Origin of the sequence: Nocardiopsis sp. LDBS0036, assembly GCF_041228755.1 — a bacterium.
In the GTDB taxonomy this organism is placed as follows: domain Bacteria; phylum Actinomycetota; class Actinomycetes; order Streptosporangiales; family Streptosporangiaceae; genus Nocardiopsis; species Nocardiopsis dassonvillei.
Map to the genome: position 1 here is coordinate 5,680,838 of NZ_CP141103.1, position 24,085 is coordinate 5,704,922.

A 24,085-nucleotide genomic window follows, 5' to 3' on the forward strand; every position below is an offset into this window, starting at 1 on the left:
GCGTTCCCCGGTCAGGGCATCCGTCGCCGGACGGCCTCCCACGCGTGGACGTCGGCGACGGTGACCTGGAGGTCACCGGACCCCAGGGGCGTCACGGTCGCCGAGCGCACGTACGGGCCGCGGCTCCAGCGGCGCGAGGTGCTGTCCGGGACCGCCGTGGCGCCCAGGCGCCCCAGAGCCCCCGGCTGCCCCGCCAGCAGCCGCAGCCGCCACGTGGCCCGGATCGCGCCGGAGCCGCCGTACCCCGACCCCGTCAGCAGCGGCAGGGAGCCCACCAGACGGCCGCCGGAGGCGGAGCCGCCCTCGACCCGCAGCGGGAAGCGCCGGCCCACGTCGGTGCCGCGCACCACCTCCACGGCGTACTCCGCGCCCTCCGGGAGCGGGGAGGCCAGACGCACCTCGAACCGCAGGCGACCCGCGCCACGCCCCGCGGGGCTCGCCCGCACGAGGTCCACCTCCAGGGTGGGAGCCAGCGGCGACGCCACGAGCCCCAGCCGGTCGTTGACCGTGTAGTAGGGGCGCACCCGCGAACCGAACCCCTCGCCCCGCTCCACCTTCTGGTCCGGGTACCGGATGATCTTCTGGTAGCCCGCCACACCGGACAGGTGACGCCCCACGGTGCACTCGGTCCCGTCGGAGAGCACCAGGCGCAGCTCCCACTTCTCCGATTCGCCGTACCGGCCGTGCACCACGACCTCGGGGTCCACCACCGCCGTGAAACGGCCGTCACCGGCCACCGGCGCGGAGAACTCCCGCAGGGCCCCGGGAGACGTGCGCAGCCGCACCGCCAGGCGCGCGTGGGCGTCGGGCGCGTCGCGGCCCAGCACCCGGCCCTGCACGGTGATCAGCCCGTCGGCCGACTCCACGTGCTCCACCTCGGCGTGGTGCGCCGAGCGCCGCACGTGCAGCACCAGGCGGCCCTTCGCCGAACGGGAGGGCAGCACCAGGGACAGGCGCCCGACCCGTTCCGGGTCCAACGGGAAGCCGTGCTGGCGGATCTCCACGTCGTGGACCGGGGTCTCCCGGTCGCCGTCGAGCCGCAGCACCTCCCACGTGCGCGCGGCCAGCCGACCGCGCGCGGCGTCCACCACCACGTCGCCGCCGTCCGGCTCCAGCTCCACCCGCTTGCCCTCCAGGGTCAGCACCACCCGGTCGGGCGGGTCGGTGAACGACAGCACCGCGGCCCCGTCCCCGTCCACGCGCACCCGGCAGGCGGCGGCCGGTTCGGGGCGCGGCGCGGGCACCGACACCGGCGGCGGAGGCAGCTCGTGGCCGGAGAGGTCGGAGAACAGCTCCTCGTGCATCAGCATGACGTTGGCCGGGTCGAAGCGCTCGGACCCGGTCAGCGCGGCGGACGACATCCGCCGGCGCAGCTCGTCGTCGGCCATCAGCTGGGCCAGCCCGTCGGCGATCCCCGGGGCGGACCGGTTGGGCACCAGCAGCCCGTCCTCGCGGTCGCGGATGATCGACGCCGGGCCGTGCGGGCAGTCGGTGCTCACCACCGGCAGCCCCGAGCGCATGGCCTCCACGATCGTCATCCCGAACGGCTCCTCACTGGAGGTCACCGCCGCGAACGAACCCTGGGCCCAGGCCTCCTCCACGCGCGGGTGCGCGCCCATCAGCCACACGCGGTCCTGGAGCCCGAGCGAGTTGACCAGCCGGGCCAGCGCCGCACGCCGGTTGCCGCGCCCGTAGATCCGCAGCGTCCACTCGGGGAAGTCCTCGCTGACCATGGAGAAGGCCTGCACCAGGAGGTCGTGCCGCTTGCTGGGGGCCAGCCGCCCGGCGGACACGATCGTGCGGCTGTTGTGCCCGTTGGCGGTGAACGCGGGCGCGGGCACCGAGTTCGGGATGGACAGCACCCGCACCCGCGGCATCGGCATCCGCTCCCGGTACGTGCGCGCGTCGGCCTCGGTCACCGTCACGAAGGCGTCCAGATGGGGGTAGGTCTCCTCCATCACCCGGCGCAGCGGCTCGGAGTGCTGGTCGTAGGTCAGGTGCTCCTGGCCTATCTTGACCACCCGGCTCGGAGCGGCCCGGGCGATCACCACGTTCAGCCCAGGCCGGGTGCCCACCACCACGTCGGCGTCGGTGGTGGCCAGGTACTCCTCCAGCCGGTCGTCGGTCAGACGGCTGTGTGTGGGACCGCGCGCGTCCTCCGGCGGGAAGAGCAGCGGCGGTACACCGGCCCGTTCCGATCCCTCGTACAGCGGGCGGCCGTCCGTCCCCGTGCCCTGGTCGCCGTCGTACCCGCGCACGTCCACGAGCGGACGCAGGCGCACCTGCGCGGGTACGGGCAGAACGGGCTCGGCGCGGTGCCGGAACACCGAGACGATCTCGACCTCGTGCCGGGCGGACAGCGCCGCCGCCTGGTTGGCGACGGTGCGCACGGTTCCGCCGATGCCGTACATGTCGTTGATCAGATAGGCGATCTTCACCGAACCCCCGTGTGGTCAGTGCCGACCCGTGCCCCCACGAGACGGCAGCGATGCCCGTCTTCCACACCAGAGCCCCCGCAGAGGCGGCGTGGGAACGTCCAGGGTACGAACGCTCCGCAGAGAGAAATGCCCCTTATGTCTGATAAGACCCTGGTATTTACTAATTTCTGTGGGTGTTTTGCGGAACCTTAACAAGCCGCGAAGACGCCTCGCCCGGCTCCGTGAGCGGCGCTCGTGTAAGGAGGCGCGAGCGCGAGGCGGTCGGGGAAGGCGGGTCGGAAAGGGGATGGGCGGCACCCTCAGTAGGTGCCGGTGTCCTCCCAGTAGGCCCAGGCGGCGCAGGGCGACCCGTAGGCGTCGTCGATGTGGCTGATCCCCCAGGAGATCTGCGTGGACGGGCTCTCCCGGAAACCCTCGGGCATGGAGCCGTGCCTGGCCGGGTTGAACCCGGAGATGCCGTGGTCACCGGTCTCGGTGTTGACGAACGTGTGGTCCCAGTGGGAGACGACGCTCCACAGGTTGCTCAGGCACTCCCACTCGTTCTCGGTCCAGCCGCGGTCCGCGGCCATGCCCATCGCGAGGGTCTCGTTCTCCAGGGCGTTGGAGTTGCCCTGGCCCCACTCGTACTCCTCGGGCTCCTCCGGCCGGTCGGCGTCCACCCAGGTCTCGTCGCCGCAGCCGGGGCCCTCGACCAGGCACACCATCTGCCGGACCCCGCTGTTGAAGGTCTGGCTGAGTTCGAGCTGGTAGACCGCGACCATGATCGCCGCGGCCAGCACGGTGACCGCCGCCAGCTCGACCAGTGCCGCGCCCCGGTCGTCCGCCGTCCTCCGTGCGGGGCGGAACCGCTGCAGGAACCGGCTGTCCCGGTGCCGCCTCGGCGGCCCGTTGCGCTCACCGGACCGCCCGGGCGGCCCGGTGGGGGAGGGCCGTCGGTTGTCCCCGGGCTCGGGGCGGTGGGGAGTGGGCAACGCCGCCTCCTGGGTGGTCTGGGTGGTGGGGGACTTCAGGAGATGGGGATGTCCTCGATGGGATCGAAGTTCGGGATTTCGACCGTCACGGAGTCGATGTCGTCAGGAACCGAGAAGAGGGACCAGTAAGCAACCTCATCCCCACTCCCCAAGTTTTGGACAAGATCGTTTGAGATGCTTCCCGAACACAGGCAGGAACCGTTTTCATCCATTATCGGATGATATCTTGTTCCTTCGTCTGGATCCGCCATAGTAACTCCTGCGAAATTTTGCCCGGTGTAGGAGTATGAGCGGTCCCTTAACCAGAGCATGGACGCCTGTCCATCGCCGTTATTTTTGATTACCCAAGTGAGCGAGAGGAAGGATCCAGAGTCATCCTTCTCTGCTTGATGGACCTCTGCGACGAGATCGCGTGACTCTTCTGCGTTTCCGGGGGAGGTTCCCAGGACTTCAAGGTCATTTGCTGGATGCGCTGAGGTGGTGCTGGCCCCTGCTGAAGTGGTAAGCGGAATCGAAATGGCGAGGAACAGCAGGCCTAGGGAACGAGTTATATTTTTCATATTGATCCCTCGCTATTTTTCGAAGGTGACACTGACTCGACGGTTGCGCTCGCGACCTTCCTCTGTGTCGTTGCTGGCGATGGGTTCGCTGGATCCGTAGCCTTCGACTTCGAAGCTGATGCCGTCTCTGGTGATCAATTCAGAAAGGGATGATTCGACGGCTTCGGCTCGGTCCCGGGATAGGGGGAGATTGACTGATTCGCTGCCGGTGTTGTCGGCGTGTCCAGCGATGTTCACAGTGTTGGAGCTTGCGTCGTCAATTTCTGTGGCGACCTGCTGTAGAATCTCCTCTGCGTCTGTGCTGAGTTCATCGCTGCCTGTTTCGAACAGTACGTCAGAAGAGAGTATAATGCTGACTTCTTCGCTGCTTTCCGTTCGGCCAGTCTGATCCTCAAGGTCGTCGGTGATAGTGACGAGATCAATGATTCTCGGTTCTGAGAGTTCCGGGTTGTCAATTGCTTCGGAAGATTGACTGATTGGAACATTGAGCAGGGGTGGCGTCAGGGGGTTGGTTATCGTCATGGATTCTACGTCATTCGGCGGCGTGGGGTAGATAATCCACATTTCCAGGGTTTCGCCGACTGCTATATTTCCCCCGGTGGAGGAGCAAAAGCAAGAACCGTCGCTTTGCTCATAGTTCAGGTGGCGTTTTCTGTTGACTGGATCCAATAGGGTTACGCCGCTGGCTTCCTGTGGATTGTCTGGCGCTCCTAGGCCACTGTAGAGCAGGAAAGAAGAACTAGAGTTGTTGGTGACTCCGAAGCGGAGTCTGAGGCGGCCTTCGCCGATATCCTCTAAGGCGTAGACGTCCAGTTGGAAATGCTGGCCTATGCTCGTTGCTGAAGTGGTGCTGCTGACTATGGCCTCTTGGTTGCCCGTCCCATTGGGTGCTGTTGGAGAGGGAAATGAGGAGGATTGGTTATTCCCTTCCCCTCGGGGCGTGTCACCCGTATTGACCACGCAGCCAGTCACCAGGAGCAGCGTGCAGACGCCAACTGTGGCTGCCTCCAGATGTTTGCGGTCGCCCCTCGTGCGAGAAAGGAAGGGTGGCATGGAAAATCCTATTATTCTCTCTGGGGGGGCGATGGGAGGTCATGCTGTTCGGCTCGGGCAGTATTTGACCTTAGGGGGTGGTGCTAACGCCTTCGACCCCCGGCCCTTGGAGGATGGACGTGATGGAGGCGCCGATGCTGTCGCTGATTCTCCCGGCCAGTCCAAGCTGGTAGACCGCGACGGCGATACCTGCGACCAGAATAATGACGGCAACGTACTCGACGATCCCGGCGCCCTTGTCCTTCTCCTTGGAGGTCGGCACGAGGAAGGTGCTCAGCGTCACCCAGAGTTTGGTCAGGCTGTTCACGGGGCTTAACTCCTTGAGGAGGGGGTCTTACGGCACCACATCTTCGCGGTCTGCGGGCAGGTGGGTCCCTGCCCGCGGCCGCCGGGGGGAGTACGTGGGCGACGCGTGCTCACGGAGTCCCACTATCCGGCATGAACACCGACGCCATCCCGCCTTCTGACCGGATGTGGCCATCTTCCTTCAGGATGCCCCATGGATCCCGGAACCACACGTTGTCCACAGGGCTGGATGAACGCCCAGGCGGAAGCCGGTGGTCGGGTCGATGCGCGGTCACAGTTCCTCGCCGAGACGGGGTCACGTTTGGTGGTCGGCGGGTCACCATGATGGCACGTGTGCTGTGGGGGCGCCATGGCCGGACGGCGAATACCAGACCACCGTCGGGCTCTCCGGGGCGCCCGGTGCCGGACGGAACCCGTACTTGCGCGCGAAGACGCCACGGTGACCGGGCACGGCGCGGGGAACAAGGGTGCCCGTGGGGCACACCGCTTCCTCTCCCCGGGCGCGATCACCCGGCCTGCCGGGACCTCCCCTGGTTTGCGACGGCTTCGGACAGAACCACGTGCCTTCGGACGGCATCCCCCCAGTCAGGACTCCGATCCTGGCGAACCCCCTCCTCCACGACCGCTCATCCCCCGCTCCCGCACCCCCCACGACCCCGAACCCCCGAGACCGAAGACAAGAGGTGGCGTCTTGGACCCCAGCTTGGCCCTTCCCCTGGTGGCAGCTCTGATCGTGGGACTGGTGGTCGGAGGCGTTCCGCTCTCCGCGGTCCTGAGGGGTGCCTCCGCCCTCAGATCGGCGCTCCGCCGTCCCGCACCCACCCACCAGTCCCCGCCCGACCCGGACGAACTCGAACCGAACGAACTGGCCCTGCTCGCGGGAGGACCGGTCCGCGTCGGGGAGGCCGCGGTCATGGACGCCTTCCTGCACGGGCGCATCCGCCAGCAGCCCGCCGGCGGGCTCTTCACCCTCGTGGGCCCCTCCCGCCCCTACACACACGAGAAGGACGCCGTTCGCCGGGAGCTGGTGAGGGTCTTCCGCAAACGCGTCGGTGTCAGCGCCCTGGAGATGCTGCGACGGGTCGTCGCGGGCCGGGGCGTGGAGGAGCTGCGCACCGGCCTGGCCGGGTCCGACCTGATCGTCGACTCCCCGCAGCTGCGCCGGGCGCTGCGGCGCCGCGAAAGGGCCCCGAGGACGATCCGGCGCCTGCGCTCCGTCGCGATCCTGGCCGCCGCCGCGGGCGCGGCCGTGCTCTTCCTGGTGGAGCCGGGCGCCGTCGCGCTCGGCCTCCTCGTCGCGGGGCTCAGCGCACTGGCCTCCCTGGTCGCCGCCCAGGTGGTCATGGCAGCGACCGGAGGTCCCACGCTCAGCCCCAACACCCCCATGGGGAACGCGGTGCTGGAGTCGGCCCGCCGGAGGTACGGCGCCTTGGAGACCGGGTCCACCGGGACGGACTCCACCGGTACGCACCCAGCCGACGTGATGACCCGTGACCAGGCGGTCCGGCGCACGGCGCTAACGGGCTTTCGTTCGCTGCGCGCGTCCGCGTCCCGCCGACAGGTCGGCAGGGCCCGTTCGGACCAGGAGTCCGCGCAGGTCCAGCAGGAGCCGGTCCCCGTCGCCGCCCACGCGGGCGGCGACGGCCCGGGCGACACCGCGGGCACGGGCGGCGCGGACTCCGAATCCGTCACTCTGGAAAGCCTGTGCCTGTTTGCCGAGCTGTGCCAGGGGCCGGGCGGTTCCGACGACCGTTCGGTCGGCAACGAGGGCTGGGGCGGTGACTTCGGTCACTACGGTGACGGCGGCTGGAGTGGAGGAGACGGCGGATCCGGCGGCAGCGGCTGGGGAGGCGGCGACGGCGGCGGTGGCTGGGGAGGAGGCGGTGACGGCGGTGGTGGCGGGGGCGGCGGAGGGGGCGACTGAACCCCTCAACCCGAACGTCCTGGCCCGCCCCGGAGCCTCACCGCGCTCCGGAGCCAGGCGCCGGGCGGAGTTCTACGCGAACCCCGCCCGGCACTCCCGCACGGGGAAGGCGGCGCCACTGCCTGCCCACAGATTCGGCGCCGCCACCCTTGACCGTCTCCCCGTGCGGGGAGGTGGGGTCAGCCCTGGTCCGGACGCTTGAGGTCGGCCAGTTCCGCCAGCAGCTCGAACGAGCGCAGGCGAGCCTTCTGGTCGTAGATCATCGACGACACCATCAGCTCGTCCACACCCGTGTCAGCGACGAACAGATCGAGCTTGCGACGGACTGTTTCCGGGGAACCCACGAACGAGTAACGAAGCATGTGGTCCAGTCGTTCCTTCTCCCCCGGACGCCATGCGGTGTCCAGGTTCTCCACCGGCGGGCGCAGCCGTCCCCGCGCACCGCGCAGGGTGCCGAGGAACGCCTGCTGCATCGTCGTGAACAGCTGCTGGGCCTCCTCGTCGGTGTCGGCGACGAAGGCGTTCACCCCCGCCATGGCGTACGGCTCCTCCGACTGCTGTGAGGGGCGGAAGGCCTCCCGGTAGGCCTTCAACGCCTCGTACAGCGCGTCCGGAGCGAAGTGCGAGGCGAACGCGTAGGGCAGGCCGAGCTGCGCGGCCAGCTGGGCTCCGAAGAGGCTGGACCCCAGGATCCACAGCGGCACCCGCAGTCCCTCGCCGGGGATGGCGCGTACGGGCTGGCCTGGCTCGGCGGGCTCGAAGTAGGCCTGGAGCTCCTGCACGTCGTTGGGGAACGTCGCCGAGGCGCTGTGGTCGCGGCGCAGTGCCATCATCGTGCGGGGGTCGGTGCCCGGCGCGCGGCCCAGGCCGAGGTCCACCCGTCCCGGGTAGAGCGACTCCAGCGTGCCGAACTGCTCGGCGATCACCAGGGGCGAGTGGTTGGGCAGCATGACACCGCCCGCCCCGATCCGGATGGTCGAGGTCCCCTCGGCGATGAAGCCCAGGGAGACGGAGGTGGCAGCGCTCGCGATGGCCTGCATGTTGTGGTGCTCGGAGAGCCAGAAACGCTTGTAGCCCAGCCGCTCCGCGTGCTGGGCGAGTTCCCTGGCGGAACGCAGCGCGTCACCGGGCGTGGACCCCTCGGCGATGCTGGCGTGGTCGAGCACCGACAGCGCGACGTCGGACATGGTGGCTCTTCCCCCTGTTGCGTGGCGGGTCCGGCTGCGAGGCCGTGACGGGAGGATCCGCTTCCCCGGCCGACCTGCGCGTTCGATATTCGACGAACATCGAATTACGAAGGTACACTTCCGACTGTCCATGAGCCAAATCTCGCCTGGTCCCGGCCGGGCGCCGCATGAGGAGGACCGCCTTGGCTCCCAGGGAGCACGCGCACCCCGCCCTCCACGAGGTGGAACTGGTCACGGTTCTCGCCGCGCTGGCCGAGCCGACCCGGCTGCGGCTCGTGCGGATGCTCGCCGACATGGACGGGGAGCACGCCTGGAAGGACATCGACCTGCCCATCGCCCAGTCGACGCTGAGCCACCACCTGAAGATCCTGCGCAACGCCGGCCTGGTGCAGAACCGCACCGAGGGGACGCGGTGCTTCATCTCGCTGCGCGACGAGGAGCTCGAGGGACGCTTCCCCGGTCTGCTGGAGTCGGTGCTGGCGTGCCGCGACGCCACGGCCCCGCGTCCCGATGAGGAGAGCGCTTCGGCCCGGTAGCGGCGGGATGACCGGCGGAGCCCGTGCCGCCACCGACCACGGAGCGTTGTCCGGCCCCGGCTCCCCATTGCCCGGGTGCCGGTGCCAGATGCGTGACTCGCGTCCCGGAAGGCCCGTGGACCGACCCGACACGGGGTACGTCCGGGAATGTACGGTCGGTACAGGTCTACGCAACCATGGGTCGGCGGTCCAGGCAGTGCGCGTTCCCCCGGCCCAGGAGAGTGGAAGGCGCCCCCCATGGCTCCGAACCCGCCAGCCTCCCTTCCGGCGCACGTGCGCCCGCTCAACGCGGGCGATCCCGCCGAGATCAGCGGTCACCGGCTGATCGGCCGCCTCGGCGGCAGCACCATGGGCGTGGTCTACGCCGCCGTGGCCCCGGACGGTGAGGCGGTCGCCCTCAGGGTCGCCCACGCCGAATGGGTCCCCGCCGCTGACCCCGACCGCAGGATCACGCTCCTGCGCCGGTCCGTCGGGGTGTGCGCCGTGGGCGTCAGCGCCAGCGGAACCTTCCACGGAAGGCCGTGGGCCTCGGTCCAGTACCTTCCCGGCCCCGACCTGGCCCGCCGCGTGCGCGAGGACGGCCCCCTCCCCGAGCCCGCCCTCCTGGTGCTGGCCGCCGGAACCGCCGAGGCACTGACCTCGGTCCACGCAGCGGGCGTACCGCACGGGGACGTCAAACCCGGAAACGCCCTCCTCACCCCGGAGGGCCCCCGGCTCGTGGACCACGGGATCGCCCGCCGGGTGGACGACACGGACTCCCTGACCACCGCGGGCAGCGTCGGCTGGCTGGCCCCGGAGCGCTACGCGGGCGCGCGGCCCGACACCGCCTCCGACGTCTTCTCCTGGGCCTGCCTGGTGGTGTTCGCCGCGACCGGGCACGCCCCGTTCGGTACGGACGCCGCACCGCCGGAGGCGGCCCGCCGGGCCGGTGAGGACACCGTCGACCTCACCGACGTTCCCGAGGGGCTGCGTCCCCTGCTGGCCCGGGCACTGTCGAAGGATCCCGGGCGGCGCCCCGCGGCGGAGGAGGCCTACCTGGAGTGCCTGCTGCTGGCGGGCGTGGAGGACAGCGCCACCCCCGACGTGTGGGCGGACCGGCTGCGCGCGCTCGTCCGCGCCCACTGGCCGCGCGTGGACGCGGACCGCGGTCAGCCCGCGGAGTGGATCAGCTCCGCCCTGCACATGGCGGAGCGCGAGGCCGAGGCCGCGAAATCGGATGCCTCCCCCCGGTGGAGTCCGCGCGCCCGGGGCCGCGGAACCCGGGGCCGGGCGACCGGGACCGTCCGCGATGGTGGGACCGGTGGGCGTGAGCCCGGTAGGCGCGCGACCAGCGGGCGGGCAGCCGACGGGCAGGAGACCGGCGGAGGAGCGACAGGAGGACGCTCGCGTGGTCGCCGCCGCGCGGAAGTCCGGCGCCGGCTTCCCGTTCTGGCGGTCGCCGCGGCCGTGCTCCTGGCCGTGTCCGTCGGCGGCGGCTACCTGCTCCTGAACGCCCTGTCCGGGGAGTCCGGCACCACCACGGCCGACTCCGGCTCCGGGGCGGACGGGGCCACCGCGGGGGATCCGCCGACCGGGCCCCTCAGCGGAACGGAGCTGGTGGCGGCCTCGCTCGACACCCTCCTGGCCGCGGACTCCTTCGAGCTGACCCTGCTCACCCACGCCGGGAACGGGGAGGGCCACGGCCAGCCGCTTCCCACCGGTACCGACCCCACCCTCTTCGACCGGGTGCTCTACCAGGCGGGACCGCCGGAGGCGCTGCGCTGGACCAGTACCGTCAGCGGCGCACGCACCAGCGACCTGCTGATGGTCGACGGCGACCTGCTGCGCGCGGAGAACTCCGCCTGGAACGCGACGCCGACCTGGTACGCGGCCGAGCCGGGGCTGACGGAGGAGGTGTTCTCGCCCGCGGAGGTGGTCGCACCGCTCGTCCGCGCGGCGGAGGAGGGGACCGTCACCGCGGAGGAGGAGGTGGTCCTCGCCGCGCCCCCGCCCGCCCAGGACGCCTTCGGACACCTGGGCGGTGAGGCCCCCGACGGCGTGCCCGCGATCCGGGTGGAGGGCACGTTCCCCGCGGAGGCAGGGCCGGGGGAGGCGGACACGGTGTTCGCCCTGGTCGCGACCGAGGACGGGGTCCCGTTGAGCTTCGCCACGGAGGGCTCCGGCGGAGGCGTGCTCAACGGACGCCCGGTGTCGGAGGGGGTCCCGGTCTCGTTCCTGGACCCCTCCGCCCCCGAACCGGAGCGGTGGTACACGCGGTACACGTTCGTGGAACTCGGCGGAGCCCCCGACCTGGGCATCCCCGACCCCGGGCAGGTCCGGCCCGCCGCTCCCGCGCCCGTCGGCGACTGAGCACGGGGTCCGGTCGGGCGGCCCCCGCCCTGTGGCGCTCCTCCCGCCCGATGGTGTAGGTTCACCCCCGTGTCGCGTGCCACCGACCACAGAGCAGTGGGCCGGTCGGTAGGTATGGAGGCACCTTGACATCCGGGAGCGCACTGTGAGCACACACACCGCGGACCGCGTCTAGCCGTTCCGACGGCGCCGGCCCCAGCCGCGCCCGAACGCGCCCAGACCCCTCGCGACCTCCCCGGAGTCCTCTTCCGGCCCGGCCACGCCCGGGCTCCCTGTCACGTCCACCCGCCACCCGTGCGCCTGCGCGCCCGGGCCGCCGCGGGTGCCTTCGGGGACGGTCGCGCCCATGACCACCATCCCGAAGGAGACCTGTGACCGAAAACCCGCACGTCCGGACCGCCGAACCCCACGTCAGCGACTTCAACGTCCCCGTCGTGGAGGAGTTCCGCGCCAACGGGGGCCGCGTCGGCGGCATGTTCGAGGGCGGCGACCTCCTGCTGCTCACCACCGTCGGGGCCCGCTCCGGCCGCGAGCACACCACCCCGCTCGGCTTCGTCCGCGTCGACGGACGCGTACTCGTCGTCGGCTCCGCGGGCGGCTCGGACCGCCATCCCGACTGGTACCGCAACGTCCTCGCCCACCCCATGGTGCGCGTGGAACTGGGCACCGAGACGTTCGACGCCGTCGCCGTCCCCGCCGAGGGCGCCGACCGCGACCGCCTGTTCGCCGAGTTCGTCCGCGCGGACTCCGGATACGCCGACTACCAGGCCGGAACCGAGCGGGTCCTGCCGGTGGTCGCCCTGGACCGCGTCCACGCGGACGGACCCGCGGAGGTGGCCAACCTCGCCGACAAGCTCGTGGAGATCCACACCTGGCTGCGCGGCCAGCTCGCGCACGTGCGCACCGAGGCCGAGGCCCACCTCGCCGAGCGCACCGCCGTGGCGGACGGGGACGGCCCGCCACCGCTGGGGCTCAGCCTCCAGCTGCGCCAGCACTGCCTGGCCTTCTGCGAGTCCCTGCACTTCCACCACTCCAGTGAGGAGTCCGGCCTCTTCCCGGCACTGGGCCGGCAGGCCCCTCACCTGGAGGAGGCGCTGCGGCGGCTGTCGGAGGAGCACCGCACCGTGGACCGCGTCCGCGGTGAGCTGGAGGCGCTCATCTCCGACCTGTCCACGGCCGATCCCGAACGGTTCCGCGCGGAGCTGGACCGGATGACCCGGGAACTGGAGGCCCACCTGGACTACGAGGAGGCCCAGCTGATCCCGACCCTGGCCGAGATCCCGTTCCCGCCCACCGGTCCGGCCTAGAGCCCTGCCGGCGGCCCCTCACCCCGTCCCCGGGGCAGGGGCCGCCCCCGTCAGCCGCCCAGGATGAGCCCGAGGTTGACCTCGGTGCCCAGGAACATCGACCCCACGATGAGGATGAGCAGGCCCGGAAGCAGGGTCACCGCGGTCACCATCGTCACCCGGGGGTTCATCCGCTGCGCCTTGCGGCGCATGTACTGCGCGTCGGCGCGCCGCATATCCTGGCTGATGGCGACCAGGGTGTCGCTGAGCGGGGCGCCCAGCTCCTCCGCCTGCTGGATCGCGGTCACGAACTTGCTCAACGACTCGTTGCGGTTGCGTCGGCGCAGCATCTCGAACGCCTCCCGCCGCGAGGTGCCCAGCTCCATCTGCTGCAGGGCCAGCGCGAACTCGTCGGCGAGCACGCCCGGCATCGACTCCGCCACCCGGGCCACCGCCGCCCGGAACGACATCCCGGCGCTCACCGTCACCGCCAGCACGTCCAGGAAGTCCGGCAGCTGCGACTGCACCTTGTCGCCGCGCTCCTGGCCCTGCACGTACAGGCTCAGGTCGGTCAACCCCATGAAGGCCAGCACCACCAGTCCGACCAGCGGGTTCCCCGAGGCGAACATCAGCAGTCCCAGGGTGCCGTACAGCGCCACCTCGCCGACCTTGCGCCGCAGGTAGCGCTCCAGGGTCAGCCCCTCCGGCCTCCCCGCCGCCTCGATGCGCTCGGCGATGGAGACCAGGCGGCGCTGGCTCAGCGACGCGTGCAGCGACCGGGCGAACGGCCGTCCGATCGCCTCGGTGATCCGGTGCAGCACGAACGTGTCGTCGGACCGGATCCGCGTCGGGCGCGCGGCCGGGTCGGCCACCCGCACCCGGGTCTGCGACATCATCAGGTACAGGCCGTAGCACGCGACCAGCGCGACCAGCGCGCTGGCCAGAGCGGCGGTCAGCGGCACCAGCAGGGAGAGGGGGGCGTTCATCGGGGAGCGGTCCTCACAGGTCGAACTTGGTGATGCGGGACACCAGCACGAAGCCGATGGCGAACAGCGCGGCCACCACCAGCAGCACCGCCACCCCCGCCACGGACGTGGTCATGACGCGCATGATGCCCGGCTCGATGGCGTTGATCAGGAACAGGGCGCCCACCGACATGAACCCCAGCGCCCACACGGTGCTCGTAGTCTCGCTGAGGATGGTCTGCACCTCGCGCCGGGTCTCCTTGCGGTTCTCCAGGGTGGTGGAGATGTTGCGCAGCGCCGTGACCAGGGAGCCGCCCGAGCGCGAGGCCACCACCAGCGTGGACAGCAGGACCCCCAGCTCGCGGGAGGGCATGCGCTCGCGCAGCTCCGCGACGGCCTCCTCGAAGCTGGCGCCCAGCTTCATGGACTCGGCCATGCGGCTCAGCTCCTCGCCAGCGGGCCCGTCCAGCTCGTCGGCGGCCATCGCCACGGCCGTGGGCAGGGCCAGGCCCGCCGAGGTCGCGTTGCCCAGCACCCGGGCCAGGTCCGGCAGCTGGGAGGTGAACTCCTCGCGCCGCTTGGCCTCGGCGCGGTTGAGGTAGGAGAAGAACAGGAACGCCACCCCGGCCGCCGCCAGCAGGCCGAAGAAGGGCGCCAGCACCTGCCAGACCACGACCACCGCCAGCAGCGATCCGCCCAGCAGCGCGAGCACGAACGTGGACAGGCGCACCTCCGTGCCCGACCGGGCGATCCTGCGGTACAGCCGCCCGCCCCACTGGGTGCGGTAGATCGCCGCGTCCAGCCGCGCCATGGGCGTGGACGCCTCGTACTCGGCCTGGTCCAAGGCACTGCGGGCGGCGATCATCCGCCGGTGCTGCGCGCTGGCCACGAACTCCCACAGCGCCCACAGCGCCAGGGCCAGCACCGCGGCCAGGCCGCCGAGGATCGCCACGAACTGCCAGGTCACCGGAGCTCCATTCCGATCGGGGGACGCGCCCGCCGGGGCGCGGGGGAGGGCCTCACCAGCCGCTGCGGGGGCGCTCGTCGGTGACCACCCCGAAGGCCGCCGGGATGGCCTCGCCCACGTGGTAGATCCGCCCGGCGATGTGCCGGGGCAGCGGGAAGTGCCGGAACTCGCCCTCCACGGCCCGGTTGGGGCCCATGGGCAGGGCGGAGAACTGCATCACCGGGTCCAGCCGGAACTCCTCGCGCCGCCGTGAGGAGACCACCGCGATCTCGTTGACCCGCCGCGACCCGTCCGGCCACCGGCCCAGGTGCACGATGGCGTCCACCGCGTTGTTGATCTGGTCGCGGATCGCCTCGTAGGGCACGTTGACGTCGCTCAGCGTGGCCAGGGTCTGCAACCGGTGGATGGCGTCGTCGGCCGAGTTGGCGTGCACGGTCACCAGCGACCCGTCGTGGCCGGTGTTCATGGCCTGGAGCATGTCGATGGTCTCCGAGCCGCGCACCTCGCCGACGATGATGCGGTCCGGGCGCATCCGCAGCGCGTTGCGCACCAGGTCGCGGATGGCGATCTCACCCCGGCCCTCGATGTTGGGCGGTCTGGACTCCAGGCGCACCACGTGGTCCTGCATCAGCTGGAGCTCGGCCGAGTCCTCGATGGTGACGATGCGCTCGTCGGAGGGCACGAACGCCGACATCGCGTTGAGGAAGGTCGTCTTTCCGGTACCGGTGCCGCCGGACACCACGATGTTGAAACGGGCCCGCACCATCGCCGCCAGCAGGATGCCGGTGGGCGAGTCCAGGCTCCCCATCCGCACCAGTTCGTCGATGGGATAGGGCTTGGGGAAGCGTCGGATGGTCAGCACCGGGCCCGACAACGACAGGGGCGGGATGATCACGTTGACGCGCTCGCCGGTGGGCAGCCGCGCGTCCACCATCGGCGAGGACTCGTCCACGCGGCGGTTGACCATCGACACGATGCGGTCGATGGTCTGGTAGAGCTGCTCCTCGCCGTTGAAGGTGGCGTCCACCCGCTGCATCCGGCCTCCGCGCTCGATGAACACGTTGTCGGGGCCGTTCACCATGATCTCGGTGACGGTCTCGTCGGCCAGCAGCGGCTCCAGGACGCCCAGCCCCAGGGCCTCGTCCACGACCCGGCGGATGAGCGCCGAACGCTCCCGGTCGGAGAGCACCGGGCCCTCGCGGGTGAGGATGTGCCCCACGACCTTCTCCAGGCGGACCCGGCGCTGGGCCAGGGTCAGCCTGGTGAGGTCCTCCAGGTTGATCTCCTCCAGCAGGCGCCTGCGCCAGTGCGTGACACTGCTGCGCTCGGAGCGCCCCTCGACGGCGCGGTCCTCCTCCAGACGGTCCTTCAGACCCATGGCCCCGCTCTCCTTCCCCCGGGGGCCGGCACGGCGGGGACGCACCCCGCCGCGCGGCGCCCCGACACGACTTCCGCTGCGTTCTCCCCTGGCGCCGGGGCGGTGCCCCGGCGCCCGCGGCGCACCGCCCCGACCTCACACATCGGGCATCTCCACGCGCCGGGTCAGCGTCAGGTCGAAGCCCGCCGCGGAGAACACGATCGGCAGCGGGTGCGAGACCTCCACGTAGAAGCCCTCGTGCTCGTTGACGCCGCTGGTGACGGTCGCCTCGTCCAGCCACGACGGCAGCGCCGCGCGGGCGGCGGCCTCCGCGCCCTCCAACCGCTCGGCTCCGGCCACCCGCGCACCGGCGCGGGCCGCGGACTCCAGCCGCTCGACCGCGACGAAGGCCAGGAAGGCCTCGATCGCGATGACCGCGACCAGGAGCAGGATCGGGAAGATCGCGGCGAACTCCAGCAGCGGGCCGCCCCGGTCGCCGTCCCGGCGCGGTCGGCCCCCGAGCAGGAGGCGCCGCGCTCCGCGGTGCCCTGCGTCCCGGCGGTCCCCGGCCGGCGGACGCCGCCCTTCCCGGCCTTCGGCGCCCTGCTGGACCCCGGGCAGGGGGTCGTGGTCCCCGATGCCTCGGCGGGTGCGGCCCGGAGCGGTCCGCCCGACCGGTCGCGCGCTCACGGTGTGGCCCCCCGCGGCTCGACCTCGGTGACCACGCGGGCCTCGCCGGTGACGTCCCAGGGCCCCGAGGCCCCGGGCAGGAAGATGGGCATGGCCATGGTCACCCGGGCGTAGCGCGCGCCGTCGCGCTCCACGATCTCCACGGACATCACGTCCGCCCCGTCCCACGGTGGCCGGACGCGCTTGCGGGCCTCCTCGTCCACACGCGCCATGTCGTCGGGGGTCACGGCGGCCTGACGGGCGGCCTCGGCGGCGCCGTGCGAGGCGTACATGGCGGTGACGCCGAGCAGCAGCACCTGCCACACCAGGGCCAGCGCCAGCATCATGAACGGCACCGCCGCGGCGAACTCCACGATGACCCCGCCGCGGTCGCCGCGCCGCCCCCGTCGGAGGCCGGGCTCAGCTCCCGAAGCCACCGCGTCCCCCTCCGCCGCCGTGCGGCCCGGAACCCGGGCGCCCGCCGAAGGGCTGGCCCAGCGGCGGCACGGAGGCCTGCCCGTTGGCCGCCGCGCGCGAGGGGTTGGCCCCCGACGCGTTGAGGAAGCCGGACACGTCACGGGTGGACGGTCCGCCGCCGCGTCGCTCGGACAGGGAGGCGAACCTGCCCAGCCCCGCGGGCGGGGTGGCCGAACCCCCGCCGCCACCGGGCTGCGCGGGCGGATTCAGCAGGTCCAGCTCCGCGGCCAGCCGCGAGAACGCCCTGCGCAGCCCCTCGTCGGTCACCTTGGTCGGGTCGCCGTTGTTCTCCCCGGGCTCCAGGGCGCGGTAGGCGGCGGGGACCGGTGTGCGCAGCACCCGGGTGCCCAGCAGCTGCTGGAGGAAGTCCGGCTGGATCTCGTTCTTGCGGCTGTGCCGGGTGACCAGCGAGTACACGTCCGTGTGCGAACGCACCTGCAACCGCTCCCACATGCTCATCAGCCGCTGGGCGCCGCGCATCGCGGGCACGTCCGGGGTGACGGTGACGACCGCGCTGTCGGCCAGCTCGACCGCCATGGCGGTGGCCTCGTTCATGGTGGACCCGCAGTCCACCACCACCAGTTCGTACCGGGAGCGGAGCGCGCTCAGCACCCGCCGGGCGGCGCTGGCGCCGACGTCCTCGCCGCGTTCGCCGTGTTCGGGGGCGAGGAGTACGTGCGGACCCCGCGGGTCCACGTACAGGGTCTCCGCGAGCATGCCGGGGGTGATGTTGTCCCCGGCCTCGACCAGGTCGCTGATGGAGCGGCGGTGGCGCAGGTTGAGGAACGCGGGCAGGTCGCCGGTCTGCAGGTCCAGGTCGACCAGGCACACCACCCGCTCGGCGGCGGCCGCGGCCATCGCCAGGTGCACGGCGCACGTGGTCGTGCCCACGCCGCCCTTGGCGCCGCTGATCGCCACGATCCGGCCCCGCACGCCCGACGCGGGCAGGTCCATCGACGCCGACTCCAGGTGGCGGCGCAGCGTGCGCGACCACTCGGCGGCCTTGGTGACCCGGCTCTCCAGCTCGGCGATCCCGCAGTCGTCGGGCATCACCCCGCGCGCCCCGGCCTCCATGGCCCCGGTGAAGGTGTCGGGGTCCATCGTGGGCGACACCAGCAGGATCGCCACCTGCGGATGGCGGTGCGACAGGTCGCGTACAGCCTCGAACACCGGCGCCGGGCCCAGATCCTGGTGGATGAGGACCACGTCGATCTCCGGGAACTCCCCGGCGGCGTCGATCAGCGCCGTCGTGGTGGCCCTGGAGGCCACCAGGGAGGCGCTGCCCAGCTCCTCGAAACGCGCGGCGAGCACCATCTCCGACTCCGAGGTCGGCATACCCGCCAGGACACGGAAGTTCAACGCTTACCCCCCATGCGGCGCGCGCCGCTCGTCGGCCGCCCCGCCCTCGTCCGGTGTCGTGCTCTCGTCGGCCGTTCCCCCGGCGACGAGGTCGTCGAAGTCCCCGCTGCAGAACTCGGACTCCTCCGGGGTGCCGCCGCCGTCGGCGCTCACCAGGGCCAGCCTGAGCCCGCTGGAGAAGTCCTCGGCGTAGGCGAGTCGGAGCGCCGCCTGCGGGTCCAGGCGGAAGGTCACCGGGACCACCCCGGCCACGCCGCCGCCCTCCTCCTCCTGGGTGCGCAGCTCACCGATGTCGAGGACCTCCACCTCGGTGATGACCCGCACCGCGCACGCCTCGCCGTGGTCGCGCGCCGGGAAGGTGCCGTAGATGTCCACGAACGACCCGCGCCGCACCTTGCCCGCCACACCGGTCTCGGCGTTGACCATGATGGCGATCTCCCGCTCCCCGGCGGTGAGGGTGGGCTGGGGCTGCACCATGCCCCGCTGGAGGTAGACGCCCGCCTCCAGGTGGGAGGCGGCGACGAGCTGCTGGTCGGCCGGGGTCTCCACCTGGGACAGGTCGGTGAGGAAGACCTCCGGGTCGAAGTACATGCTGGGCACCTCGACCCGCTCCACGGACTCCTCGCCGATGGGCTGGTAGGCGTCCACGGCCTCGGTCAGCCGCAGGACGGTCGCGAACTCGCCGAGGCGCTCCTGCTGGCTGTTGAGGTAGGTGAACACGGAGGCGAACACGGCGACGGCGCCGATAGCGGCAACGACCATGAGCAGGACGCCGCGTCGCTGACGGGGGTTCATAGGGGTGGCTTTTCCGTTTCCAGTGTCGTCGCGGGCCGTCCGCTCGCCTCGGGGGCGCGGTGTCGGTCCCTAACGGGAGTAGGTCCGGGGCGCGTCGGGGCGCGGGGCGCGGCCCGTGAACGGCGGACCCTGCGGTCGGTCGGTGGAGGGAGGGGGAGGCGGACCCGGCACGCGCCCCCCTTCCACGGGGGGAGGGGCCTGGCCGGGTCCTGCGGTGCCGCCGGGGGAGGAGGTGTCGGTTCCGCCCGAGGCGCCGGGCGAACCCGGAGCGCCGTGTGCGCCGGGAGGGCGGGTGGCGCCGTCGGAGAGGGGTCCGGCGGCTTCCGCGGAGGAGCCCGGAGCCGCCGGGGGACCCTGCCCGCCGGACGGCCGGGGGCCGGACCGGGGAGCGGACTGCTGCGCGGGGGTCCGTGCGGCGGTGGCCGAGCAGAAGGGGCAGGTGCGTGCCGACATGGGCTCGCCGCACCAGGAGCAGGAGGCGGCGCGGATGGAACTGGCGGCGTAGGCCAGGGCCTGTGGGTGGGCGCTCAGCGCCACGAACTCCACGTACTTGGCGGTTCCCCAGTACAGGGGGCCGAGGGGCTGGGCGGGCAGGGTGCGGGTCGCCACGGGCTGGATGGCCTGCGGGAGGTGGTCGTCGAAGATCCCGGTGATGCCGGGATCGGGGGTGGAGCACAGCAGCTGGACCGGTTGCACGGGCCGGAAGGGCAGCGTGCGGGAGACGTCGGACGCGCGCATGCGTCCCACCTGGCGGGTGGGCGCGCAGTAGGCGAGGAAGGACACGGACGGGGCGTAGGAGCCCATGTGCTGGCGCATCGAGGTCGGGATGGTGGTCAGGCCGGAGACGGTCCTGAGCCAGGCACCCGCCAGCAGGTGCCGGGGCAGTTCGTCGCACAGCGCGGCGACCATCCCCGGCGGCAGGTAGGGGGCGAGGTAGGCGAGCTGGTCGGCGACCAGGGACAGGGCCAGGGGCGACAGGTCGACGCCGATCCCGGCGATGTGGTCGGTACGCATCGCGCCGCGGGCGAAGTTGACCGCGCGTTCGGCGTCCGCGGAGTGCCACGCGGGGTAGAGCGCCACGACCTTGCGGCCCGCCTCGACCTGCTCCCTGGCGAAGGCGACGAACGCTGCGCTGCGCTCGCCGATGCCCTCACCGCGCATCGCGAACCGGTGGGCCCCGGCCTCACCCACATGACCCGTGCTGGGGATGTCCGCCAACAGGGTGACGGTCGTCGCCGACCGAGGTAGGGCTCTGGACACTGGGCAAGCTCCATCGGTTCTGCGCGCTGGGGCGAGATGGCTGAGCGGCCTTGCGAAGGGTGGCACTCGGACGCATCGTAACGAATGTGTGGCTGAGCGCGGGAGGCCTCGCGTTTGTCGCCCCGGAACGCGGGGTGTGCGGTGGTGGAGTGGTCGGGGTGCGGGGGGTCGGCGGGGGTGACACGGGTGGCGCGGACTCCACGCTGGCCGAAGGGGATCGGATCGTGTCCGTGTGCACCGCCTCCTTCCTGGGCAGACGCGTTTCGTGCTGGCCGCATGTGGCCAACGCGTGGACAGATCGGTATGCGACCGTTTTCGGGTCGTATGGGTTCTGTGTTGGTCTGTGGGGGTTGGGATGCCTCCCGGTGGCGTTTGGTGCCTCTCATCCTTTCTTCTCCAAGGATGCCCTTCCCCTCCCTGCCCCACCAGTCCCCTTCGCGGCCTGTGGACAACCCTCTCGGCGTACGGACGCTCCGTCCGGGGGCGGGGAGGGCGGTCGGGGTGTCGCGCCGGTCACGTACGGGATTGGACCCGCGCCACGCGGGAACGAAACAGGAAGGCTTCGCGTCATATCTTGAGAAGCCACGTCCTCACCGAGGAGACCGAACGATGCGCAAGGCAAACCGCGCCGCGGCGGGAGCCGCCGCCTGGCAGGTCGTCCGCAACACCGACAGCGACATGTCCGTCTGGCAGCGGGCCGGAGCCGTCCCGCGGATGATCGGCGCCAAGGTGCGTGGACGCTACCCCGAGCTGAGCAGCGGCAAACTGCTCGGGATGCTCGTGCTGGCGGCCTACATCCTCTCTCCCGTCGACTTCGTCCCCGAACTGTTCGTTCCGTTGCTCGGCCTGGCCGACGACGTCGCCGTCGCCGTGTGGCTGACCACCATGGCGCTCGGCGAGAGCGAGCGCTTCGTGCTCTGGGAGCGCCAGAACCAGGCGCAGCAGGCCTTCCACGAGGCCAACCAGCCGGGCGGACACGACCACGGCATGCGCGGCGGCCAGGCGGGACCGGAACGGGGACACGGCGTCTCCGGCCACGACGGCCACCGCTCCTCCACCGACGGCGCACGCCCCTGACCGGAACCGTCCCGGCCAGCGACGTCGCCGACCGGGACCGCCGCCGTCCGTTGACGCCCCCGGACCGCACCCGAACCGCACACGGGCCCCGCGCGCACCGCGTGGGGCCCGTGGCGTCGGATCCGGTCGAGCCGCAGGGCGTCGGGGGTCACACCGCCGAGCGCGCGACCGGATCCCGCTTCCGTCACCAGCTGGACTTGGTCACCCCGGGCAGCTCGCCCCGGTGGGCCATCTCCCGGAAGCGGATCCGCGAGAGTCCGAACTTGCGCAGGTGCCCTCGTGGCCGCCCGTCCACGGCGTCGCGGTTGCGCAGCCGGGTGGCGCTGGCGTCGCGGGGCTGCCGGTTCAGCTCGGCCACCGCCGCGGCGCGCTCCCGCTCACCGGTGTGCGGGCTGCGGATGATTCGCTTGAGTTCGGCCCTGCGCTCGGCGTAGCGGGCCACCACGCGCCTGCGCTGCTGGTCGCGGGCGATCTTGCTCTTCTTGGCCATCAGACCCTCCCGCCGCGGGCGCGGATCTGGGCGACCACCCGCTCGATGCCGCGGGCGTCGATCACCTTCATGCCCTTGGTGCTCACGCGTAGCTTCACGTAACGCCCCTCACTGGGCAGCCAGTACCTCTTCGTCTGGATGTTGGGGTCGAACCGGCGCCTGGTGCGCCGGTGGGAGTGCGAGACCGAGTTTCCGAAGGCCGGAGCCTTCCCGGTCACCTGACAGACACGGGACACGGCGGTCCCTCCTCTCGTTCGCGGCCCGCGGACCCGCGGACCGTTCGGGCTCCCCGGTGTCCGGGGCCCTCCCGTCGTGGCGCCGTCCCTCTACAGGGCGTCGGCGAAGGGGTCGGACCGCAGCGGCTGTCCCGCCTCGTCCTCGGTCATCAGGCACGAGTCCAGCAGGGCCACCAGGCGTCGGGCGTCCAGGTCCACACCCGTGAACGCCAGGTGCTGGCCGCGGTCGCCCAGCACCGGGTCCCAGTCCAGGAGCGCCGAGACCCGGCGGGTCTCGGAGACCATCTCCACCGCGGCCTCGGGCAGCGCGTCCAGCCAGGGGCCGCCGCTCTCCAGCAGCAGGGCGTCGTTGTAGGCGTCCCACACCAGCAGCGTGTCCGGGCGGCTGGCCAGCCAGATCCGGCCCCGGCCGCGCAGGCCCGCGGACACGATCCGCTCCAGCGCCTCGTGCAGCCGCACGGGGTGCAGGGGGCGCCTGCGGCTCCAGGTCACCGTGCTCACCCGCCCGTCCGCGCGGTCGGCGTAGTGCGCCCAGGCCGGGTTGAGCCGGTGCGCTGCCGCCTCGGGGTCGAACCGGCCGTGCGTCAGGTCCGCGAGCCCGCCTCCCCCGGGGACGACCACGGCGGCCGGGTTGAGGTGCTCCACCAGGGCGCGGGCCTCGTCGAGGTGGCGGGTTCCGTGCACGGCGACCGCCGTCGGGTACTCGACCTGGTGGGCGAGCACCTCGGCGACCGTGCGCTCGTCCTCCACCGCGATGTCCAGGTCCCGGTCGCTCAGGTCGTCGTGCCCGGACAGGTCCGGCAGCAGGCGGTCGGCGTCCACCGCCGCGATGACCGCGGCCAGCCTCAGCTCCTCCCGGGCCGCGACGACCTCGGCCACCTGCCGGGGTTCGACCCCGTCCCAGGTCTCCACCACGCACAGGGTGTGCTCACCCCGCTCGGCCAGCCGCAGCAGCGTGGGCACGAGGTCCTCGCGCAGCGTGCAGGACGCGCACAGGTGGTCCAGGTCAACACGGCTGTGGTCCACGGGACCCCAGCGGTCACGGGTGACGCGGTGGACGATCCCCTCGGCGATCCCGTCGAGGTCGTGGTGCACGGCCACGGACCCCGGGACCTCCGCCAGCAGGTCGTCCACGCTTCGTCCGCGCGCGTGGCGGTGCAGGCCGCAGACCACGGCCACGCGCATGGGGGTTGTCGGCTCCATCGGGGGACACCCTCCTTTCAAAGAAAACGATAATCATTATCGTATAGCACCCGCGTGGCACCCGGGCGGGAAAAGTCGGTTGCCATGACCACGATGCGTGTAGTACTTTGATTGAAGTGGTTGGAAGCGATCCCCTGGAGGCACCGTGAATATCGATCTCGTCGGACTGGCCGTGCTCTGCGACGACCCGCGCGCCAGCGCCGCGTGGTTCTCCGAGCACTTCGGCTTCAACGTCAACATCGACCTCGGCTGGTACCTGAACACCCAGCACGAGGACCACCCCAAGCTGTCGATCGACTTCGTGCTGCGCGACCATCCGTCCACGCACGAGGTCCTGCGCTCGGGGAGGGCGGAGTCGCTGGTCGCCTTCCTGGTCCCGGACGTGGACGCCGAGGAGAAGCGGCTTCGGGAGGCGGGGGTGGAGGTGATCATGCCGCTGGTCAGCGAGCCCTGGGGGCAGCGCCGCTTCCAGGTCTCGGGTCCGGAGGGCCTCTACATCGAGATCCTCCAGATGGTGGCCCCCGACCCGCAGTGGATGAGGGACAACGGCTTCGCCGAGGAGTGACGCCGGGGGCGGCGGGGCGGGTCCAGGGGGTTCGGCGGCCCGGTCGTGCCGGAGG

At 71.7% G+C, this 24,085-nt stretch carries 23 protein-coding genes; 6 read left to right on the forward strand and 17 right to left on the reverse strand.

Going from position 1 to position 24,085, the window contains the following annotated elements:
• Nucleotides 1-11 precede the first annotated feature (11 nt).
• The 5 genes from UIS43_RS24275 to UIS43_RS24295 all read right to left on the reverse strand — a co-directional run bounded on the left by UIS43_RS24275 (nt 12) and on the right by UIS43_RS24295 (nt 5,329).
• Nucleotides 12-2,438, reverse strand: a complete 2,427-nt coding sequence (locus UIS43_RS24275) for a glycosyltransferase family 4 protein (RefSeq protein WP_013151596.1) — start codon at nt 2,436-2,438, stop codon at nt 12-14.
• A 299-nt stretch (nt 2,439-2,737) separates the two neighbouring features.
• Nucleotides 2,738-3,409, reverse strand: coding sequence for a hypothetical protein (locus UIS43_RS24280; RefSeq protein ID WP_370011805.1), 672 nt, complete (start codon nt 3,407-3,409; stop codon nt 2,738-2,740).
• 35 nt (nt 3,410-3,444) lie between these two features.
• Nucleotides 3,445-3,969 (reverse strand): hypothetical protein, encoded by a 525-nt coding sequence (locus UIS43_RS24285; RefSeq protein WP_370011807.1) that lies wholly within the window; start codon nt 3,967-3,969, stop codon nt 3,445-3,447.
• Between the two features lie 12 nt (nt 3,970-3,981).
• Nucleotides 3,982-5,022, reverse strand: coding sequence for an OmpA family protein (locus tag UIS43_RS24290; RefSeq protein WP_370011810.1), 1,041 nt, complete (start codon nt 5,020-5,022; stop codon nt 3,982-3,984).
• A gap of 70 nt (nt 5,023-5,092) precedes the next feature.
• Nucleotides 5,093-5,329, reverse strand: coding sequence for a hypothetical protein (locus UIS43_RS24295; protein ID WP_370011813.1), 237 nt, complete (start codon nt 5,327-5,329; stop codon nt 5,093-5,095).
• Nucleotides 5,330-6,019: 690 nt separating this feature from the next.
• Between UIS43_RS24295 and UIS43_RS24300 the strand changes: the two genes are divergently transcribed.
• Nucleotides 6,020-7,252: a TIGR04222 domain-containing membrane protein gene (locus UIS43_RS24300; RefSeq protein ID WP_071621460.1), complete on the forward strand. Its 1,233-nt coding sequence runs from the start codon at nt 6,020-6,022 to the stop codon at nt 7,250-7,252.
• A gap of 179 nt (nt 7,253-7,431) precedes the next feature.
• Here the strand turns inward: UIS43_RS24300 and UIS43_RS24305 are convergent, their stop codons facing one another.
• Nucleotides 7,432-8,439: an LLM class flavin-dependent oxidoreductase gene (locus tag UIS43_RS24305; RefSeq protein WP_019606747.1), complete on the reverse strand. Its 1,008-nt coding sequence runs from the start codon at nt 8,437-8,439 to the stop codon at nt 7,432-7,434.
• A gap of 182 nt (nt 8,440-8,621) precedes the next feature.
• Between UIS43_RS24305 and UIS43_RS24310 the strand changes: the two genes are divergently transcribed.
• From UIS43_RS24310 to UIS43_RS24320, 3 genes are all read left to right on the forward strand, one after another.
• Entirely contained in the window at nt 8,622-8,975 is a 354-nt protein-coding gene (locus UIS43_RS24310) for a helix-turn-helix transcriptional regulator (RefSeq protein WP_019606748.1), read from the forward strand.
• Nucleotides 8,976-9,212: 237 nt separating this feature from the next.
• Nucleotides 9,213-11,324, forward strand: coding sequence for a protein kinase (locus tag UIS43_RS24315; protein ID WP_370011815.1), 2,112 nt, complete (start codon nt 9,213-9,215; stop codon nt 11,322-11,324).
• Between the two features lie 371 nt (nt 11,325-11,695).
• Nucleotides 11,696-12,631 (forward strand): nitroreductase/quinone reductase family protein, encoded by a 936-nt coding sequence (locus UIS43_RS24320; protein ID WP_071621463.1) that lies wholly within the window; start codon nt 11,696-11,698, stop codon nt 12,629-12,631.
• Nucleotides 12,632-12,681: 50 nt separating this feature from the next.
• On the opposite strand, the gene UIS43_RS24325 is transcribed toward UIS43_RS24320, so the two are convergent.
• From UIS43_RS24325 to UIS43_RS24360, 8 genes are all read right to left on the reverse strand, one after another.
• Entirely contained in the window at nt 12,682-13,596 is a 915-nt protein-coding gene (locus UIS43_RS24325) for a type II secretion system F family protein (protein ID WP_071621464.1), read from the reverse strand.
• Nucleotides 13,597-13,609: 13 nt separating this feature from the next.
• Nucleotides 13,610-14,542, reverse strand: coding sequence for a type II secretion system F family protein (locus tag UIS43_RS24330; protein WP_071621465.1), 933 nt, complete (start codon nt 14,540-14,542; stop codon nt 13,610-13,612).
• A gap of 52 nt (nt 14,543-14,594) precedes the next feature.
• Complete coding sequence (locus UIS43_RS24335; RefSeq protein WP_019606754.1) at nt 14,595-15,920, reverse strand: CpaF family protein; 1,326 nt, start codon at nt 15,918-15,920, stop codon at nt 14,595-14,597.
• A gap of 135 nt (nt 15,921-16,055) precedes the next feature.
• Entirely contained in the window at nt 16,056-16,424 is a 369-nt protein-coding gene (locus tag UIS43_RS24340) for a TadE/TadG family type IV pilus assembly protein (protein ID WP_071623136.1), read from the reverse strand.
• Between the two features lie 161 nt (nt 16,425-16,585).
• Entirely contained in the window at nt 16,586-17,005 is a 420-nt protein-coding gene (locus UIS43_RS24345; protein ID WP_083555204.1) for a pilus assembly protein TadE, read from the reverse strand.
• On the reverse strand, nt 16,989-18,404 hold the full coding sequence (locus tag UIS43_RS24350) for an AAA family ATPase (protein ID WP_071621466.1): 1,416 nt from the start codon (nt 18,402-18,404) through the stop codon (nt 16,989-16,991). The genes UIS43_RS24345 and UIS43_RS24350 overlap by 17 nt, the downstream gene beginning before the upstream one ends.
• A 3-nt stretch (nt 18,405-18,407) precedes the next feature.
• Nucleotides 18,408-19,199: a Flp pilus assembly protein CpaB gene (gene cpaB / locus UIS43_RS24355; protein ID WP_019606758.1), complete on the reverse strand. Its 792-nt coding sequence runs from the start codon at nt 19,197-19,199 to the stop codon at nt 18,408-18,410.
• Nucleotides 19,200-19,268: 69 nt separating this feature from the next.
• Nucleotides 19,269-20,417 (reverse strand): hypothetical protein, encoded by a 1,149-nt coding sequence (locus UIS43_RS24360; RefSeq protein WP_071621467.1) that lies wholly within the window; start codon nt 20,415-20,417, stop codon nt 19,269-19,271.
• A gap of 651 nt (nt 20,418-21,068) precedes the next feature.
• On the opposite strand from UIS43_RS24360, the gene UIS43_RS24365 reads away from it, so the two are divergent.
• Nucleotides 21,069-21,536 carry a YkvA family protein gene (locus UIS43_RS24365; protein ID WP_019606760.1) on the forward strand — a complete coding sequence of 156 codons (468 nt, stop codon included), beginning with the start codon at nt 21,069-21,071 and terminating at the stop codon, nt 21,534-21,536.
• Nucleotides 21,537-21,720: 184 nt separating this feature from the next.
• Here UIS43_RS24365 and rpsN read toward each other — a convergent pair whose 3' ends face one another.
• The 3 genes from rpsN to UIS43_RS24380 form a co-directional block, all read right to left on the reverse strand.
• Complete coding sequence (gene rpsN, locus UIS43_RS24370; protein ID WP_047871987.1) at nt 21,721-22,026, reverse strand: 30S ribosomal protein S14; 306 nt, start codon at nt 22,024-22,026, stop codon at nt 21,721-21,723.
• Nucleotides 22,026-22,262, reverse strand: coding sequence for a 50S ribosomal protein L28 (gene rpmB, locus UIS43_RS24375; protein ID WP_047871988.1), 237 nt, complete (start codon nt 22,260-22,262; stop codon nt 22,026-22,028). Before rpmB ends, rpsN begins: the two co-directional genes overlap by 1 nt.
• Nucleotides 22,263-22,352: 90 nt before the next feature.
• Nucleotides 22,353-23,447, reverse strand: coding sequence for a GTP-binding protein (locus tag UIS43_RS24380; RefSeq protein WP_117198959.1), 1,095 nt, complete (start codon nt 23,445-23,447; stop codon nt 22,353-22,355).
• A gap of 163 nt (nt 23,448-23,610) precedes the next feature.
• Between UIS43_RS24380 and UIS43_RS24385 the strand changes: the two genes are divergently transcribed.
• The gene (locus tag UIS43_RS24385) at nt 23,611-24,030 is read left to right on the forward strand and encodes a VOC family protein (RefSeq protein ID WP_019606764.1); all 420 of its coding nucleotides are present in this window, start codon (nt 23,611-23,613) and stop codon (nt 24,028-24,030) included.
• The last annotated feature ends 55 nt before the right edge of the window (nt 24,031-24,085 follow it).

Bases quoted from the DNA above. Each gene is read 5' to 3' on its own strand.
- UIS43_RS24315 (WP_370011815.1), top strand. From the start codon at position 9,213: ATGGCTCCGAACCCGCCAGCCTCCCTTCCGGCGCACGTGCGCCCGCTC.
- UIS43_RS24305 (WP_019606747.1), bottom strand. From the start codon at position 8,439: ATGTCCGACGTCGCGCTGTCGGTGCTCGACCACGCCAGCATCGCCGAG.
- UIS43_RS24380 (WP_117198959.1), bottom strand. From the start codon at position 23,447: ATGCGCGTGGCCGTGGTCTGCGGCCTGCACCGCCACGCGCGCGGACGA.
- UIS43_RS24290 (WP_370011810.1), bottom strand. From the start codon at position 5,022: ATGCCACCCTTCCTTTCTCGCACGAGGGGCGACCGCAAACATCTGGAG.
- rpsN (WP_047871987.1), bottom strand. From the start codon at position 22,026: ATGGCCAAGAAGAGCAAGATCGCCCGCGACCAGCAGCGCAGGCGCGTG.
- UIS43_RS24365 (WP_019606760.1), top strand. From the start codon at position 21,069: ATGCGCAAGGCAAACCGCGCCGCGGCGGGAGCCGCCGCCTGGCAGGTC.
- cpaB (WP_019606758.1), bottom strand. From the start codon at position 19,199: ATGAACCCCCGTCAGCGACGCGGCGTCCTGCTCATGGTCGTTGCCGCT.
- UIS43_RS24285 (WP_370011807.1), bottom strand. From the start codon at position 3,969: ATGAAAAATATAACTCGTTCCCTAGGCCTGCTGTTCCTCGCCATTTCG.
- UIS43_RS24335 (WP_019606754.1), bottom strand. From the start codon at position 15,920: ATGGGTCTGAAGGACCGTCTGGAGGAGGACCGCGCCGTCGAGGGGCGC.
- UIS43_RS24325 (WP_071621464.1), bottom strand. From the start codon at position 13,596: ATGAACGCCCCCCTCTCCCTGCTGGTGCCGCTGACCGCCGCTCTGGCC.